General features: G+C 38.0%; 15 protein-coding genes and 3 tRNA genes. 4 read left to right on the top strand and 14 right to left on the bottom strand.

All coding sequences use genetic code 11. The features are described 5' to 3' along the window. Positions 1-279: 279 nt before the first annotated feature. The 3 genes from hpt to ACOZBY_RS21305 all read right to left on the bottom strand — a co-directional run bounded on the left by hpt (position 280) and on the right by ACOZBY_RS21305 (position 4,718). On the bottom strand, positions 280-822 hold the full coding sequence (gene hpt / locus ACOZBY_RS21315; protein ID WP_012291895.1) for a hypoxanthine phosphoribosyltransferase: 543 nt from the start codon (positions 820-822) through the stop codon (positions 280-282). A 67-nt stretch (positions 823-889) separates the two neighbouring features. Beyond that, entirely contained in the window at positions 890-2,296 is a 1,407-nt protein-coding gene (gene tilS, locus ACOZBY_RS21310; protein ID WP_207889563.1) for a tRNA lysidine(34) synthetase TilS, read from the bottom strand. Positions 2,297-2,333: 37 nt separating this feature from the next. Then, positions 2,334-4,718: a SpoIIE family protein phosphatase gene (locus tag ACOZBY_RS21305; RefSeq protein WP_012291893.1), complete on the bottom strand. Its 2,385-nt coding sequence runs from the start codon at positions 4,716-4,718 to the stop codon at positions 2,334-2,336. Between the two features lie 436 nt (positions 4,719-5,154). Between ACOZBY_RS21305 and ACOZBY_RS21300 the strand changes: the two genes are divergently transcribed. From ACOZBY_RS21300 to ACOZBY_RS21285, 4 genes are all read left to right on the top strand, one after another. Further along, positions 5,155-5,229 (top strand) — tRNA-Gly (locus tag ACOZBY_RS21300). Positions 5,230-5,238: 9 nt separating this feature from the next. Beyond that, a tRNA-Met gene (locus ACOZBY_RS21295) sits at positions 5,239-5,315 on the top strand. A gap of 5 nt (positions 5,316-5,320) precedes the next feature. Then, positions 5,321-5,392 (top strand) — tRNA-Glu (locus ACOZBY_RS21290). A 144-nt stretch (positions 5,393-5,536) separates the two neighbouring features. Then, positions 5,537-5,788, top strand: a complete 252-nt coding sequence (locus ACOZBY_RS21285; RefSeq protein WP_207889562.1) for a hypothetical protein — start codon at positions 5,537-5,539, stop codon at positions 5,786-5,788. 90 nt (positions 5,789-5,878) lie between these two features. Here the strand turns inward: ACOZBY_RS21285 and ACOZBY_RS21280 are convergent, their stop codons facing one another. From ACOZBY_RS21280 to pth, 11 genes are all read right to left on the bottom strand, one after another. Next, positions 5,879-6,316, bottom strand: a complete 438-nt coding sequence (locus tag ACOZBY_RS21280; protein ID WP_008180281.1) for a S1 domain-containing RNA-binding protein — start codon at positions 6,314-6,316, stop codon at positions 5,879-5,881. A 134-nt stretch (positions 6,317-6,450) separates the two neighbouring features. Beyond that, entirely contained in the window at positions 6,451-6,855 is a 405-nt protein-coding gene (locus ACOZBY_RS21275; RefSeq protein ID WP_012291890.1) for an FtsB family cell division protein, read from the bottom strand. 17 nt (positions 6,856-6,872) lie between these two features. After that, the gene (gene yabQ / locus ACOZBY_RS21270) at positions 6,873-7,364 is read right to left on the bottom strand and encodes a spore cortex biosynthesis protein YabQ (protein WP_012291889.1); all 492 of its coding nucleotides are present in this window, start codon (positions 7,362-7,364) and stop codon (positions 6,873-6,875) included. After that, on the bottom strand, positions 7,361-7,660 hold the full coding sequence (yabP, locus tag ACOZBY_RS21265) for a sporulation protein YabP (RefSeq protein ID WP_004229167.1): 300 nt from the start codon (positions 7,658-7,660) through the stop codon (positions 7,361-7,363). Before yabP ends, yabQ begins: the two co-directional genes overlap by 4 nt. Positions 7,661-7,799: 139 nt before the next feature. After that, the gene (locus ACOZBY_RS21260) at positions 7,800-8,090 is read right to left on the bottom strand and encodes an RNA-binding S4 domain-containing protein (RefSeq protein ID WP_008180273.1); all 291 of its coding nucleotides are present in this window, start codon (positions 8,088-8,090) and stop codon (positions 7,800-7,802) included. Then, positions 8,087-9,556: a nucleoside triphosphate pyrophosphohydrolase gene (mazG, locus tag ACOZBY_RS21255; RefSeq protein WP_198695908.1), complete on the bottom strand. Its 1,470-nt coding sequence runs from the start codon at positions 9,554-9,556 to the stop codon at positions 8,087-8,089. The genes ACOZBY_RS21260 and mazG overlap by 4 nt, the downstream gene beginning before the upstream one ends. 9 nt (positions 9,557-9,565) lie before the next feature. Continuing rightward, positions 9,566-11,188: a putative polysaccharide biosynthesis protein gene (locus tag ACOZBY_RS21250; RefSeq protein ID WP_012291887.1), complete on the bottom strand. Its 1,623-nt coding sequence runs from the start codon at positions 11,186-11,188 to the stop codon at positions 9,566-9,568. Positions 11,189-11,347: 159 nt separating this feature from the next. Next, a complete protein-coding gene (gene spoVT, locus ACOZBY_RS21245; protein WP_012291886.1) occupies positions 11,348-11,884 on the bottom strand; it encodes a stage V sporulation protein T in 537 nt (178 codons plus the stop codon). Positions 11,885-12,131: 247 nt separating this feature from the next. Next, entirely contained in the window at positions 12,132-15,641 is a 3,510-nt protein-coding gene (mfd, locus tag ACOZBY_RS21240; RefSeq protein WP_012291885.1) for a transcription-repair coupling factor, read from the bottom strand. 142 nt (positions 15,642-15,783) lie between these two features. Continuing rightward, on the bottom strand, positions 15,784-16,011 hold the full coding sequence (locus ACOZBY_RS21235) for an anti-sigma-F factor Fin (protein ID WP_008180264.1): 228 nt from the start codon (positions 16,009-16,011) through the stop codon (positions 15,784-15,786). A 203-nt stretch (positions 16,012-16,214) separates the two neighbouring features. Then, entirely contained in the window at positions 16,215-16,775 is a 561-nt protein-coding gene (gene pth, locus ACOZBY_RS21230) for an aminoacyl-tRNA hydrolase (protein WP_031416108.1), read from the bottom strand. Positions 16,776-16,819: the final 44 nt, after the last annotated feature.

Genomic DNA, 16,819 nt, shown 5'->3' with positions numbered 1-16,819 from the left:
CCAGCCTCCTCATTACAAACAGAAAAATTATAAGTAAAATCTTAACATATCATGATTTCATCATACAACGAAAAGCCCTACTTAAAAAATGTTTCGTTCATTTTTTGCTATTATCAAAACAGTTTTTAGGCCATCTTAATACATCCCAGCGTAATTGTACCTGTTCCATAGGCTCGAAATAGCTGAACATTGTGTCAAGATTTCGAATTATGTTAACCATAACGAAAAACATATGACTGCGCTGGAGGCCATAACTTTTAAAGCTGGTGGTTTTCTATCTTAAAATGAATACACTTCAGGTTTCAAGATACCAATATAAGGTAAATTACGATATTTTTCAGCGTAATCTAAACCATACCCAACCACAAAGCCGTCCGGAACTTCAAAACCAACATAATCTGCCGATAGGTTCACTTTTCGACCTGATGGTTTATCAAGTAAAGTAACAATTTTAATTGATTTTGCTTTACGATATTTAAATAAATCTACTAGATAGCTTAACGTTAAACCGCTATCGATGATGTCTTCGATAATTAATACGTCACGCCCTTCAACACTCGTATTTAAATCCTTTAAAATTTTTACTTCTCCAGATGACACGGTAGCATTACCGTAGCTAGAAACATCCATAAAATCTAGCTCAATGAAAGAATCGAAACGTTTCATGAGGTCTGTCATAAATGGCATTGCTCCTTTAAGTACACCAACAGCTAATGGGAAAGCATCTTTGTATTCCTCTGTTAATTGTGCACCTAGATCTGCAATTCTTTCTTGCAATTGTTCTTCTGTAATCATAACTTTTTCGATGTCATTTTGTAACATATCGATTCCTCCTCGTGATGTATCAACAAATCTTCAACCATTTACGGTGAAATATTTTACAAAGACCTTAGTCTACGATGAGCACTGTATCATCGTTTGGTTGCGGAGTGGTTGAAAAAAACATTCCCATACGCACACCAATTACCGCTACCACCTCATCAGACTGAGAAATCAGTAACGGCCAGCTATTCCGCTCATTTAAAGGAATCTTTTCATCTATAAAAAGGCGAGATAAGCGTTTTGGCTGATCCATTCCTTTTAACAGCATTCTGTCTCCATCCTTGCGTGCTCGAATATAGAGCGGAAGGTGGAGTTTGCTAGCGTTAAAATAAAAAAGTTGTGCAGTATCCGTTATCAATTCGGACGATAAATCGTGCAACTTGACTACGCATAAGCGTTCACCATTCATCAGTGTTGTCCACCCATTAGCAGCCGAAATAATTATTTTTTCAGAAGAAGCATGGTCCTCTGTTGAACTATTCTTCCGAATTATTAATTTTCCGTAACGGCGAACTGCAAGGAAATCTTCAGGCAAGTGAATTTCAGCATACCCTGCTGTCGTATCACAAAGCTTTAAAATTGAAGTCAATAAAGCATAACTTTGTATCGTATTTGAATCTTTGTAAAGATAGTTTAATAGTATTAAAATGAGCCTCCTTTGTAAAGCAAGTGGTACCAATTGAAAAGCCTCAATTTCCATGCTATATGTATTTTCGTTACTTCTTTTAATGGTTTTGGAAAATACATCTTGGGCTAATGTCATTAAAAAGGCATTGTCTTCTTGCAATTGCGATGTAAAATGAGTCACCTGCTCGGTCACTCTCGGGTTTTCTGCTTCAAGTAAAGGCACCACATGATGTCTAAAACGATTTCGTACATAAGTATCTTTTGAATTACTGGCATCCTCTCGATAATTTAAACCTTTTCTAAGTAAATATTCCCCTATTTCAGTCTTTGTAACCGTTAAAAACGGACGAATTAATGTTTTTCCTTCAAAATGTCGTTGAGGGCGTATGCCTTGCATGCTATTCATTGTTGCATTTTTTGTCAGGGCCATTAATACTGACTCCAGTTGGTCATCCGCATGATGTGCAGTTACAAGCTTATTAGCATTCGTTTCGTACAAGACTTCTTTAAAATATCGATACCTTTCTCTACGGCATATTAGCTGTATATTGCCATTCTCCTTTGCAAGTATTGTTGGTATGGAGATCGCTGTGGCATGTAAATAAACGCCATTATCATCACAATACTTTTGTACAAATGCTCTATCTTCCGCAGAAGCTTCTCCTCTCAGCATATGGTCAACATGTACTGCTTCCACCCGAATGTTCCAGTGCTCTTTTGTTTGAACAAAATAATGGAGTAAAGCCATAGAATCTACTCCCCCCGAAACGGCGATGAGAAGATGGTCGCCTTGCTGTAATAATTGCTCTTTTTCAATAAATGTCTTAATCTTTAATTCAAATGACAAACGCTTCTCCTCCCCTTTTCGATAACATAAAAGATGATTAACTCACAGAATATTGAGCTGGTCTAAATACAGCCCATGTAGGTACAACATGTGTCACCTCTAACATGAGTACTGTACAATCATCTTCTATTTCAAAATAATCTTGGAATGACTGCATAATCGTTGTTAGTTTTTCTTGTATAGTATTATTTGTACTGGCTACCTGCTGTGCATAGGCTAAAAATGTCTCTTCTTGTTCATCCCAGTCAGCAACACTAGAAAACAGGCCATCTGAATGCATTAAAATGACATCACCAGCTTTTAGCTTTCTTTTTTCAGCCTCAACTGCAGAAATAGATAAAAAACCTACAGGTGCTGCATTGCTTTCAACCTTTATGATTTCCTTCCCTCGTAAAATATAGGTCGACATTCCCCCAGCCTTCCACGACCATAAATCACCATGCTGTAAATCAACTAGTGCAAAATCAAGGGTTGCATACATATCATCCTGTTGCTTTAACGACATGACATAATGCAACGTATGCATTGCGGTTTCAGGATTCATATTGTAATTAAGGCACTCTCGCATTAAATGTATTAATTTTCTACTTTCATGTTGCGCTTCTTTACTTTGCCCCATACCATCAGATAACAAAATGGCAAAAAGTCCTGGATGCAACTGAAAAAGCGCGTGTGAATCCCCAGAATACAAGGTCGCATCTTTAGACATGCTATATATATCATACTCTACTTCAAAGCTAATAGCTGATCTAAAGCATATTTGAATATGTCGAAAAGGTATTTCACAAGCCACCACTTTTTCAATTTCAAATGGTTCATTAAAAATTTCGTAAAGAATCGGCAAAATCATCCGTTCAGCTAATGTCGTATCTTTTTCCCAATCGACCCGCGCTGGCGCCAAAGCACAAACTATCTTTCTAGCTCCTGGCTTATTGTTAAGTACATCAAGCTGAAAGCATTCAATATGGGCATCCTTTAAGCGTTCAATAATATCCTTTTCAACACTTACAAAAGAGACCGTATCCTCCTTCATTTCAGCAATTAACTGGTTTAAATGATTACTCATATCACGAAGCTGTAGTGCAATCATTTTTTTCCCATGAAAGTACTGCCCGTTAATGCGTTCTCTGTATAATTCAGTATCTAACTCCTCAAAAATCTTTGTCGATTTCACGCATTTATAGCGCATTTGTTCTTCTACACGATGAATGGCTGATTCCTTGCCTACTCCCTTCATATGAAACCAGTCTGTCATCAGCTTGTCCATCCCATTATTTTGTGCTCCCCAGCAATGATCATAGCGGAAACAGCTTAAACATGTATTCATCGGGGATACTTCCTTCGCTTCCTCAACGGGTGCGGTCATAAAACGCTCAAATACCAGCTCCTTCATAAATTGCACGAAATGCTGAAAATGTTCTAATTTATATGTTACGTGTTCAGTTAACCAATTTTGTCTTGCGATTAAAACCTCCTCCCGTTGTGGGAAGAGCTTGTCCCGCACCTTATCTGAATATTTTCTTGGGATGGTTAGGAAAAGAACGCTTCCAATGGCAATGGAAGTGAAATACACACTATCTAATGGCAATGTCGCATCATAAAATAAAAAAAACACACTAGGTAAGATACTCCCAATGGCAACACCGAATCTACCACCTTTAGCTCCCATACCTGCACATAGTCCTGTTAAGGTGGCAACAGATAGCATGCCGGTAAAGGAAAGCTTAGCAACACCAATGAGGGTTCCTAATACCGCTCCGATTACCGTTGCCAGCGGCACACTTCCAACTAATGCCCCAAAACAAATAAAAAGCTGCAATAAAAATATAGGAAGCGAAAAATAGCTAAACACAACTGCTTGCATCCCTGTAAGCATGGCAGCAAACACTACTAACCCTGACCCTAGCTTTTCGTAGGTCCAATGGCTTGTAAACCATTCATACGAGTTGACGAAAAGCACTTGCATAAATAGAGTCATAATTAAAGCTAGTGCCGCTTCACAGCCTACATAAAATTGTACAAGCACTGGTGGTAAGCCTTGATACATCGCCCCTTGCCACATAAATTGCACTAATAGAACCGCTAAAGAGACGGCAATACTTTGAGGTAGTCGCCAGTAACGGAAACGCATAATACATTCATACATAATAATTTGTAGTGCTAAAATAACGACCTGTCCAAAGCCTAGGAAAAAACAGCCCGCCAAACTTCCAAATAAAACAAATTTGGCATACTCCCTATACTTTGTTCGAATAATTGCCCAAAAAGGAACTGAGAATGGTACGGCCGCTTCAAATACAACGGATTGAGCCAAAAAAAAGGATGTTAAAAAAAATAGGGAGCCTATGAAGATTTGCTTCTTTTTGATCCCTAACTTTCGGTCGTCTACATCTGCTGTATTATACCAATCAATACTTGTCATTTAATTATCCCCTTTCCCGCACTTTTGGCTATTATAAAGAATTATGCACGGAAAGATTGTCTGACGTTGGCATAAAAAAATATAAACATTTCGACGAATACGTATACATAAATACGTAAATTGGCAACAATTACCTTTATAATTGTCGGTCAATTTGAACCTACGTGAAGTTATCTGTCCCTGACAATACAACAGATTTCATCGACCTTTTAAATAAAACCTTCTTAAATAGGCGTGCTATCTACTTTCTCCCAATGACGGCGATACAATTCTACTTAAGAACAAAAAATCCGCTAAAACAGCTATATATAGCTGACTCTGTCTTATATTGTTTAACCAATTTTATTGCAAATTATATTTTTTGATATTTTTTTATTAATTTTCTTGACACTAGCGCCAATGGCTTGTATTATTTAACTTGTTGCTTAAACGACATGCGGAAGTAGTTCAGTGGTAGAACACCACCTTGCCAAGGTGGGGGTCGCGAGTTCGAACCTCGTCTTCCGCTCCATCAAAAATTGGCGGCCTAGCTCAGCTGGCTAGAGCGTACGGTTCATACCCGTAAGGTCGGGGGTTCGATCCCCTCGGCCGCCACCATAATAGGCCCCTTGGTCAAGTGGTTAAGACACCGCCCTTTCACGGCGGTAACACGGGTTCGAATCCCGTAGGGGTCATCTCAAATAGGCGTCTCAGAATGATATTCTGAGACGCCTATTTTTTACTCTATAATGTCGATGTGTCCAAGGTTTAACTATGTGACTAAGTATAAAATATGGCATACTACATATAAGATTGTATTTTTAGGAGGTTTATTTTCCTTGAGCGCATTAACTAAAGCTGCTTTAATTTGTGGAAGTGGCTCAATGATTATTCTTATTTCAATACTTATTAATTTACCATTTGTTATTCAAATAATTTTACTACTTTGCGGGCTCGCTGTGAGTGTATACGGAGTCTTTTTGCTTGTTAAAATGGTTGTTCATCCAGCAGAAAAAGTTTCCATTGCTCCTGCCGATGAAAAAGTAGTTACACCTATCAAAAAGAAAAAAGGACCTTCCTCAACTTTATAGGTCAATCCACTAAAAAGGGATTAGCTTCTTATCAAAGCTAATCCCAACTCTATATCATACACTTTTTCTACGATTAAAACAGTCAGCAAACTACCCTCTTCTAGCTCCGCGACCTCCGCGTTTTGACTCTGTAGCACGTTTAAGTGTTGCTAGACGTTCATCACTATCTTTTAAGAAGCGTGCCATTTTTTGCTCAAAATTTTCTTTTGGCTGGTGGCGGTCGTTACGATCGTTAGAGCGATTATCGCGACGTGGACGTGCTGGACGCTCTGGACGCTCTGGTCTCTCAGCTTGAGGCTTTGCTTTACGGATTGAAAGACCAATCTTTCCGTCCGCTTCAACATTCATCACTTTTACTTCAACTTCATCTCCAACTTTTAGATGCTCATTGATATCTTTTACATAATTGTCAGCAACTTCACTAATGTGAACTAAGCCTGTTTTGCCATCTGGCAGCTCAACGAATGCTCCAAAATTTGTGATTCCTGTTACTTTACCTTGTACCTTGCTGCCTACTTCAATTGACATAAAAAAAATGCTCCTCCTTAAAAATTAAGCGACTCTTTTGAGCCATGTAATCAATTTAATTAAACTTTTTACTGCAATAAGCTTCTCTTTTCATTATATATAACTAAAAAAGTGTGTCAACAATACATAGCTTTTCAGTCGTCTTTTTTATCTTCCTTATCTGGAATTATAAAAATAATCTCACCTTTTTCAGACAAGTAATACTCTTTTCTTAATAGTTTTGCGATATATTCATCATCCTGTAATTGTTTGATTTTTAGATTTAAAGAATCCTGTTCCTCTTTCAATTCAGAGAGATGCTGTTTCGCTTCTTCCTTTGATTTCTCTTTTATTGCTAATGTTTCGTGTTGGTTGGATAGCACATTTAAGAGAAGGGCGATAATAATGACTGGTACAATCGCAAAAAAGACGATACGACGCAATTTACGTTTTCGTGCCTGCTGCTTGCGATTTATAGCTTTATCCGTGTTACGGACATAGTCATTATCAAGCTTTGTAAAGTTCTGCTGTTCATCATTTGATGAATGACGTCTTGTCATGCCCGCACCTCCGAAAATTATTGTTGCTTTTTATTATACTTCAAATATCGTAACTTTTTTAAAAAAGTGTAGGACAAATACGAATAAATTTTGACAAAAGGTCTTATAACAATCATCACTATATTTAATAAAAATTGCAAAATATGTCGAATAACAGAGACGATGAAGCGCACAATGAACCAAAAGGGTCTCCATGTAATATTCACCAAAACTCTAGCTATGAAACGTAAAATAGTTTGAAAAAATGATTGATACAAAAAAATTCCGGCTATTTGCGCTAGCGGGTCGTATGCCCGCCATGCGCCGTCTTTTAGCCAAAATAATAAATAATATGTCAGCCCTCCAAGTAGAATCCATGTCAGTAATTCAAAAACCATCATCCACTTTCGAAGGCTTGACCTTTTTGGAGTTGAGAAAACAATAAGCCTTACGCTATCAATAATGAAACCAACTGCTATACCGCTCACAACCATGACAATTAATTGAAAGAATTGTTCACTAACAATCATCCAAATAATTTATGAAGGAAACCCTTCGAGAAGCCACTTTCCTCCTCGTCGTACTGTAAAGTTTTTACAGTTCCTTCAAGTGTCAATAATCCTTTGTCAACATCTAAATGAACGATATGCAGTTCCTCTCCACGGATTAACAAATGCCCTTGGGACGTCTTAATGAAAAACTCTTCCTGATCAAAGCGTTCAATTGATTTTACAGAAGTCATGTCCATTCTTTTACGATTACGAATCGTTAAAATATGCTCTCCAGATGGAATTGTGTAACGATTACTTTCTTGATGTAGCGTCATTTTTTTCCTCCTTTAGTCGTCCTAGCTTCTGTTCACTTTATGCGGACAACCATCAAAGCATGACAACTTTATTTAAGTTGTCTATTTCTTTCATCCATAAATGGAAGCAGGAACAACATTAGGAGGTTAAAAAAGAAATTTATTCTTCATCATCTATAAATTCAGGTTCAATTTTTTCTAGTCTCTCTTCTTTCAAAATGGTAAACATTTTGGCTGCATCTTCTTTTTTCACTGTCTCACGTATTTCTTCTACACGTGCTGTTACTATTTTTTGACCAAATCGGATGGCCAGTTCATCTCCAGCTTTTACTGAACTGCTTGCTTTCGCTACCTTCTCATTGATAGTGATACGCCCCTGATCTGCCACCTCTTTAGCTAAAGTACGACGTTTGATTAAACGTGAAACTTTTAAAAATTTATCTAATCTCATAGTTCTTTCTCCCTTTCTAGTTGCTTCGCTTCATTCCAGAACCTATCTAATTGATCTAAAGTAAAGTCAGCAAATGATTTTCCACTTGCCTTTACTTGAGCTTCCACATAGCCAAATCGTCTAGCAAACTTTTCATTGGCATGCAGGATTGCCTCTTCTGGAGATAATTTATAGAAACGTGCTAAGTTCACTAATGTAAATAATACGTCTCCTAATTCATCAAGTCTGGATATACTAGAGCCATTCGTCACTTCATGGCGAAATTCCTGCCACTCCTCCGCAAACTTATCCCATGCACCTTCTACATCCGGCCAGTCAAAGCCTACTTTGGCAGCTCTATTTTGATAATTAAAGGCTGTCTGTAGCGCCGAGGACGCCCTATACTCCCCGTCTAATAGTGGTTTATCAGTCATACCCTTTTCTTCAGCCTTTATAGCCTCCCAATTGGCTACAACACCATCAGCATCTTCCACTGCAACATCTCCAAAGACATGTGGATGGCGACGAATCATCTTCTCACTAATAGAAGCTAAAACATCTTCAAGCGTAAAGTAACCTTGATCTTCACCTATTTGTGCATGTAAAAACACCTGTAAGAGCACATCACCAAGTTCCTCAATCATTGCAAAATCGTCTTCAGCGTCTACTGCAGCTAAATATTCATGTGCTTCTTCGAGTAAATATTTTTTTAAGGACTCGTGAGTTTGCTTTTGGTCCCATGGACAGCCATTCGGACCTCTTAATGTTGCAATAATCGTACGGAATGTTGTCCAATCTCTTAAAGCCTCTTCCTGTGAATTTACAGGTGGCACATAGACTGTTGTTAAATTATTAACCTCCACACTTTGATCGAGCTCATAGAGTGGTACAGTAACAATTTTTTCTTCCGAAGATCCCGCAGCCGTCACTACTGTCACTGGGTACTCGTCATCATATTTCTCCATCAAAGTTAGCTTTACTTCTGAAGCACTAAATGTATCGTACACTTGGGCAATTAAGATATGCTGACGCATATTAATGTCATGCATGGAAAAGCTAGTGCCATCTAGCAATTGAAAACCTTCAATCGGATCAATTTTCAATGCACCAAATATAGGATCCAAGAAACTCTGTCCACCTTCTATAACAAGATTGAAAGTTCCCTCATTCGCTGCTTCTATAAGCAATTGGACTGTTTGTTCGGCAACCAATGGATGACCTGGTACGGCGTACATAATATCCTCTATTGCGGTAGCTGCTATAAGTGATTCTGCAATTTCGGCATACACTGGCTGGAATGCGTCATGTTTTTCATATACTTTGTCAAAGCTTTCAAACGTTATACCTTCTGCCGCTAATTCCTCTAGTACCGGATGATCAACTGTACGAACAAAAAATTTTTTTGCAGCTTTTAATTTTTTATATACGCCCATCTGCAACTGATTAAAATCACCTGCACCTAGACCAATAATAGTTAAAGTATTCAATATTTCCACCTACTTCTTTGAATTTAACCATAGTTGGTAAACAGCCATCCTACGTCCAAACGGCAGTAAATACCACTCTTTTTCTACTAAAACTCGTTTCTTCGCAATCATTGTAAGCATAACAAACGCCCCCAAGCCTACAGCTGTAAATCCTGCGATCACAGCCACTGAACGTGGTGACAGTAAATGGCCTAAAAAAGCCGATACCAGCTGTAGCCATACTAATACGACCACTGCCATACTTATTGATGCGAGCCCCACTTTTTTATAAAATTCTTTGGATGCTAATTGAATACCAGTTATTGTTTTTAAATAAACAATAAGCAAGAATGCTGTTACTAATAATCCAATATCATTTGCAATAGCTGCTCCTAATACACCAAGCCAGCCTATCAAACGAACATTTAATATAATTTTTAACACAAATCCTATCATTAAGAATAATGCTGGCTTCTTTAATTTTCCATAGCCTTGTAAAATGGCTGTAAATGTAAGAATAATTGATAAAGGCACTATTTGGAATACATACACAATTAATACTTCGGACAATGCATTGGTTTTAAAAAGCATTTCATTTAAATACGGCATAACAAGCATTAATCCTAACGAAGCAGCCCATCCAAACAAGATAGAAGCTTTGTACGTTAATTGGATAAATGGAATGGCACTTCGACCTTCTTGTTTTTTCGATAGATGAGCAACAAGTGGAACAATTGCAAGAGATAAAGAGGATGCGATAACAACTCCTAATTGTACTAGCGGCTGTCCACGATCATAAATCCCCTTCGTTTCTTTAGCAACTGTAGAGTCCATACCATGATCGATTAATAACGAATAGATTGTAAAGGAATCAACTAACTGATAGCCAAGTAATAATAGGCCACTCATACTTACACTTAAGCTAAGCCATGTAACTTCTTTCATAATAGGCAAGCTTTTAGCCTTGTGTAGACGAAGATGCACACGGAATAGACCAAAGCGTTTAGAAAAAATATAGGCAAGTAATACAAATGCGATAATTTCCCCAACCACTGTACCAATAACGGCCATTTTCCCTGCAGCATATAGAGATTTTGTAGTAGTCATAATGACAAATGTTCCTGTTAAAATAACGGTTACCCTAATCGCCTGTTCAACCACTTGAGCATAAGCAATAGGCTCCATAATCCCTCTAGATTGGAAGCCACCTTTCAAAATAGCAAGTGCCGGCATTACCAATACTACAAGAGAGCCTGTACGTATCAACGGTGCTAGTTGAGTATCACCCATCAACTGGGCTATTTTATCAGCCCCCCCAAATAGGACAGCAAAAAACAACAATGAGAGCACCGTCAAATAACGGAAAACGACACGCATTATCATGCTTCTTTTTTCATTACGTTCTATTGTATCAACTATGCAATCATTATCTGCAAGCATTTTTGAAATGGCTATAGCAAAGCCACTGGATGTCCAAACAACGAAAATTGAAATAACTGGATATACCTGTTGATAAATATAAAAGCCTTCATCACCAACTAGATTTTGAAAAGGTACACGGTAAATTGCACTAAGGACTTTTACGATAAGGGCAGCGATTGTCAATAAGGCCGCTCCCTTCATGTAGCTTTTCATACCAAAACGTTGCGACATAAATTGCCCTCTTTCCTTCTTAACAATGCCAATAGTATAGCATATCTTAAAAGTTTGACGCGCCAGGCACTACTACTGTTCCTAAATTGGCCTATATTTATGTACGCAAAAAAAGTTATTACTCGGCCTTAAAGGTCATCGCAATAACTTTTACATGCATCAGCTATTCATTTGTTTCGCTAAGAAGTTTGCAGCTGTTTCCACTACTTTTACTTCTACCTCACCAACAAAATGCACTTTAGACAATACTATAATGCAGCCAATTGGGTCACCATTCACCATAATAGGTGTTGCACAATATGATTTTACTTGCTCATATTGTCCAGGAACAATTTCAATAGATGTCTCCATTTTTTCAATCTTTGTAGAGCGCTCCTCCATGAAGCCTTCTGCAAAGGACGTAATACGACGATTGATATATTCTTTTTTACCTATCCCTGCTACGGCAATCACTTCATCACGGTCTGTGACAAATGCTGGTGTTCCTAATGTTTCATATAATGTTTCAACATATTCTCTTGCAAATTCTCCTAAATCGTTAATCGGAGAATATTTTTTTAATATGACTTCACCTTCACGGTCCGTATAAATTTCAAGCGGGTCGCCTTCACGAATACGTAGCGTCCTACGAATTTCTTTTGGAATAACTACACGCCCTAAATCATCAATACGACGAACAATTCCTGTTGCCTTCATTCTAATGCCTCGCTTTCGCTACAATAAAATTTTTTATTCAACTATAGTATGGTTTTTATTTGAGCAATCTATGCAAAAACTGAAGAAAAAGGATTTCACAACCATTAATTTTTTCAAAAAAATTTGCATTACATCAATCAACTCCTTATTAGAGTACCCAAGGAATAAGTTTCTATAATACATTTATTAAAATTGTAACGAAAAAAGGCAGTCTTATCTTTATTTGAAAAGATAGGACTGCCATCTACTATAGCTTCTTTGCTTTATCAATAATTTGCATCAGCTCTTCCAAAATGTCGAAGGGTTGATATTTTCCGCATTTCCGCTCATCAATCGTTAGTTTTAATTGCATGCCATCCATACCAAAACCAACAGCACGTTCAAATTTCATGGATTCTTCAATAATTTTACTACCATCAACATTTGCCGTCCCCTGTTCAGACAACAATATAGTTATAAGCTTCTGCTTCTCTTTTACAGAGATGACTCCCGCGCCTAATCCCCATACTTTCATTCGTGCTACACGTAGTAAACGCTCTGTTTCAATTGGAAGATCACCAAATCGATCTTCTAATTCCTCCATGATTTCACCATACTCTTCCACCTGATCCATTGCTTTAATACGTTTATACATTTGAATTTTTTGGTATCCATCAGGAATATAGACATCAGGAATATACGCATCGACACTTAATAAAATTTCAATCTCAGGTTTTTCTTCTTTTTTCACACCTGTTTGACGCTCTGCAATTGCCTCTTGAAGCATCTGTGAATATAAATCAAAACCAACTGAATCAATAAAGCCATGCTGTTGGGCTCCAAGTAAGTTCCCAGCTCCTCGAATAGATAAGTCTCGCATAGCAATTTTAAAGCCTGATCCCAACTCCGTAAATTCTTTAATGGCCTGTAATCTTTGCTCGGCAACATCTGTCAATACTTTATCACGCTGGTACATAAAATAGGCATAGGCTACCCGGTTAGAACGCCCAACGCGCCCACGCAATTGATAGAGCTGAGCTAAGCCCATTCGATCAGCATCGTGAACAATTAGAGTATTGACATTAGGAATATCTACACCAGTCTCAATAATAGTCGTTGTTACAAGTACATCATAATCGCCTTCTAAAAAGGATAATATGACTGACTCTAATTCAGTCTCTGACATTTTCCCATGTGCATGACCTATTCGTGCCTCTGGGACAAGCACTTGAATTTCCTCAACTTTTCTAGCCATATCTTCTACGCGATTATATAAGTAAAACACTTGTCCGCCACGTGCCATCTCTCTTTCGATTGCCTCTCGTACTAGTGCCCCGCTATGTTCCATCACGTATGTTTGAACTGGGAATCGATTGGCTGGTGGTGTTTCAATAACAGACAAATCTCGGACGCCTACCATTGACATATGGAGTGTTCTCGGAATTGGTGTTGCTGTTAAAGTTAACACATCGACATTTGTTTTTAACTGCTTAATTTTTTCTTTATGCGTTACACCAAAACGTTGTTCTTCATCAACAATTAACAAACCAAGGTCTTGGAATATTAAATCCTTCGATAAGATTCTGTGTGTTCCAATAACTATATCGACTTGCCCTTCTTTTAGCCCTTTTAATGTAGCTGTTTGCTCTTTCTTAGACCTGAAGCGTGATAGCAATCCCACATTAATAGCAAAATCCTGGAAGCGTTCACGAATTGTTTCATAATGCTGCTGGGCTAAAATGGTCGTAGGGACAAGGAAGGCAACCTGTTTGCCATCTTGAATAGCTTTAAATGCTGCACGGATAGCCACTTCTGTTTTACCATAGCCTACGTCACCACAAACTAGGCGATCCATAGGACGCTCACGCTCCATATCTCTTTTTACTTCAACAATAGAACGTAGCTGGTCCTCAGTTTCTTCATAGGCGAACATTGCCTCGAAGTTACGTTGATCATCATTATCAGGTGTAAAAGCATGCCCTTTTTCAGCTTCCCGCTTCGCATAAAGCTTAATTAAATCATCTGCAATATCCTGTACAGCAGATGATACCTTGGCCTTCGCTTTTTTCCACTCTGCGCCACCTAATTTATGTAGCTTCGGTTCACGATCCTCTGATGCCACATATTTTTGTATTAAGTCTATTTGCTCGACAGGTACATATAATTTATCGTCTGCACGATATCGAATATGCAAGTAATCCTTATGTGTTCCATTTACCTCTAACGTTTCTACACCAATGTATTTCCCTATTCCGTGGTGAACGTGAACAACATAATCACCAGGTTTAATTTCCGTATAGCTTTTAATACGTTCAGCATTCGTCATTTTTTGCGTACGTGCTTTTTTCTTTGCCTGCTGCTTAAATAGCTCATCCTCTGTTACAATGGCCATACGTTGGAGTGGTAATTCGAAACCACTTGACAATGCTCCATCGACAATATAAATTCCAGGCTCTGTAGGCTCACCTATCGCTGCATGGATATCATACTCTTCTAGCATTTGCTGAACACGCTTCACACGCTCTTTATCTCTAGCTACGATGAGTACTGTAAACTTCCCAAGTAACCAACGTTCAATCTCACTTTGTAACAAGGCCATTTGACCGTGAAATTGTTGCATTGGCTTGCAAGAAAAGTTAGTGGTCTTATTAAACGTTATTCCCGAAAATGTACGTGAGAATAATGAAAAGGAAAGCTTTTGTTGCGACAGCATGGCCACTATTTCCTTTAATGTGAAGGCTGGTTTAACATCATGAACCATTTTCCCTTCTTCAATTAAAGATAAGAACCATTCCTCTTCTTCACGTTCCCAAGCGTCCATAACTTCTTGGATGCGTCCAAGCTCATCAAACAGAACAATTCCATCTTGGGCAAAATAGTCGCCTAAATAAGCCGATTTATCATATAATAATGATCCATATTTATTGACATAGTCTGGAAGATTCCCTTGTTGTAGCAATTCAATATCATACTGAATATGCTGATAAAGGAGTTCTTTGGTCTCCTGCCTTTTAACTTTCTTTAGGCTTGCCCCTAACGCTTTTTCTAAACGTTCTGCCAATGTCTGTCTTTCTGATTTTGTAAGAATAACCTCAGAGGCAGGAAGTATACGAATTTTTTGTAGTTTATTAATAGAACGTTGATCATCTGCCGAAAATGTTCTTATAGAATCTACTTCTGTGTCAAATAATTCAATACGAATAGGTGATGCTAAATACGGTGGATAAATATCAAGTATGCCTCCACGTAAGGCAAATTCGCCAGGTGTAGTCACCATGGAATTACGTACATAGCCCATTTCAACTAATGTTTGTAGCCATGCATCCACTTCAATTTCATCGCCCACAGTTGTTTGTAAAAAATAGTGTAGCCAATGTTCCTTCGGCTGCATGATCTTTCTTAAACCGGCAACAGGGATTACATAAACAGCCTTCTCACCTCTAGCTAAGCAATCAAGCGTTGCGATTCGTTCCGCTCGTAATTCTGGAGAGGCCACGGAAAGGTCTGCAGCAATAAATTCGTCAGCCGGGTAATAGTGAACATTTTCTTCACCTAATAGTCCAGCAAGCTCATCCACCATTCTTTGCGCCTGCAGTAGATTAGGAGAAACAATGTAAATCGGCTTCTTTACATATTCAAATAACGCATCGACCATAACGGGACGTGCGCTTCCAGTTAAACCTGTAATCAGCTGCGATGCAGTTTGACCGCTCTGAATATCCTGTAAAAATGATGTAATATGTTTATCCCGCGACACAAGCTGTCGTAAAACTTCCACAGTCAAAAGCTCCTTTCAGCATAAAATTCCATTTGTCATTACTAGTATTCTAGTGCTAGTTTATATATTTTTATTTATTAGCCATTTTACGAAATGGAAAAAGCCTTGAACACACATGAAGTGTGTCAAAGCATCCTTCCAATTATTGAATCCATTTATTGAGTGCATGATAATCTGGATATTGTCTCAGCGAATCCTCACATTGCTCACAAATACAGTGCACAGTCGTATGTCCATGCTGATCTTTCTCAACATAATCATCGGCTTCTCCCAATTCGAAAATATGTAGTTTTCGAATTGTATCATCTGCATCAAATGGTAGTGTCCCTATTTCTACTTCACAATGTCGACATCGATAGCGAACTGACATCTCCAAATCATCCTCCTTTAAGCAACTTTCTACTTAAAGTATAGACATTTATAAATCGGATTATGCACTTTCTTGATGTCTTCAGCATTGTATGAACTTAAAAATTAGAGAATTAATTTTTGCTTATAGGAAAGACTTATCCATATAAGCATGAGCTTAACTTAGACTTTTATATCCAAATATTTTAACTAAATTCCGCGACTTTACTTGTTAAAATGATTCATCACATCAAGAAACGGCTTTGAAAGAGATACTTCTACAGCATTTACAGACTTTTCAATAGCTTCATTCATAGAAACCTGATCTTCTTTTGAAAACTTTCCTAATACATAATCTGCAACCTTCATGCCAGCAGGTGGGCGACTAATACCTACCCGGATTCGATTAAATTCCTGTGTCCCTAAATGTTGAATTAAGGACTTAATGCCATTGTGGCCACCCGCACTTCCTTTTTGACGCAAGCGCAATTTCCCAGTTTCCAAATCTAAGTCATCGTATATAACAATTAGATCTTCCACATCAATATCAAAATAATCCATTAAGGGACCTACACATTCCCCTGATAAATTCATATATGTTAAAGGCTTAACAAGTAGAACCTTTCCCTCAGGTCGATGAACAGTTGTATACATACCATTAAATTTTGAATTTGTTAAAGGCGTCCCCCATTTTTCTGCTAACGCATCGATCACATCAAAACCAATATTATGTCTAGTATGCTCATACGGTTTACCCGGATTTCCTAAACCAACGATAATTTTCATAAGTACCTCTCTTCTTTCAAATCTAATAGTCATTATTTTACCAT

The sequence above is a fragment of the Lysinibacillus sp. NPDC056220 genome (genome assembly GCF_049315265.1).
In the GTDB taxonomy this organism is placed as follows: Bacteria; Bacillota; Bacilli; order Bacillales_A; family Planococcaceae; genus Lysinibacillus; species Lysinibacillus pinottii.
The sequence above is the reverse complement of the archived record's forward strand: the minus strand, read 5'-3'. Positions and strand labels throughout refer to the sequence as shown.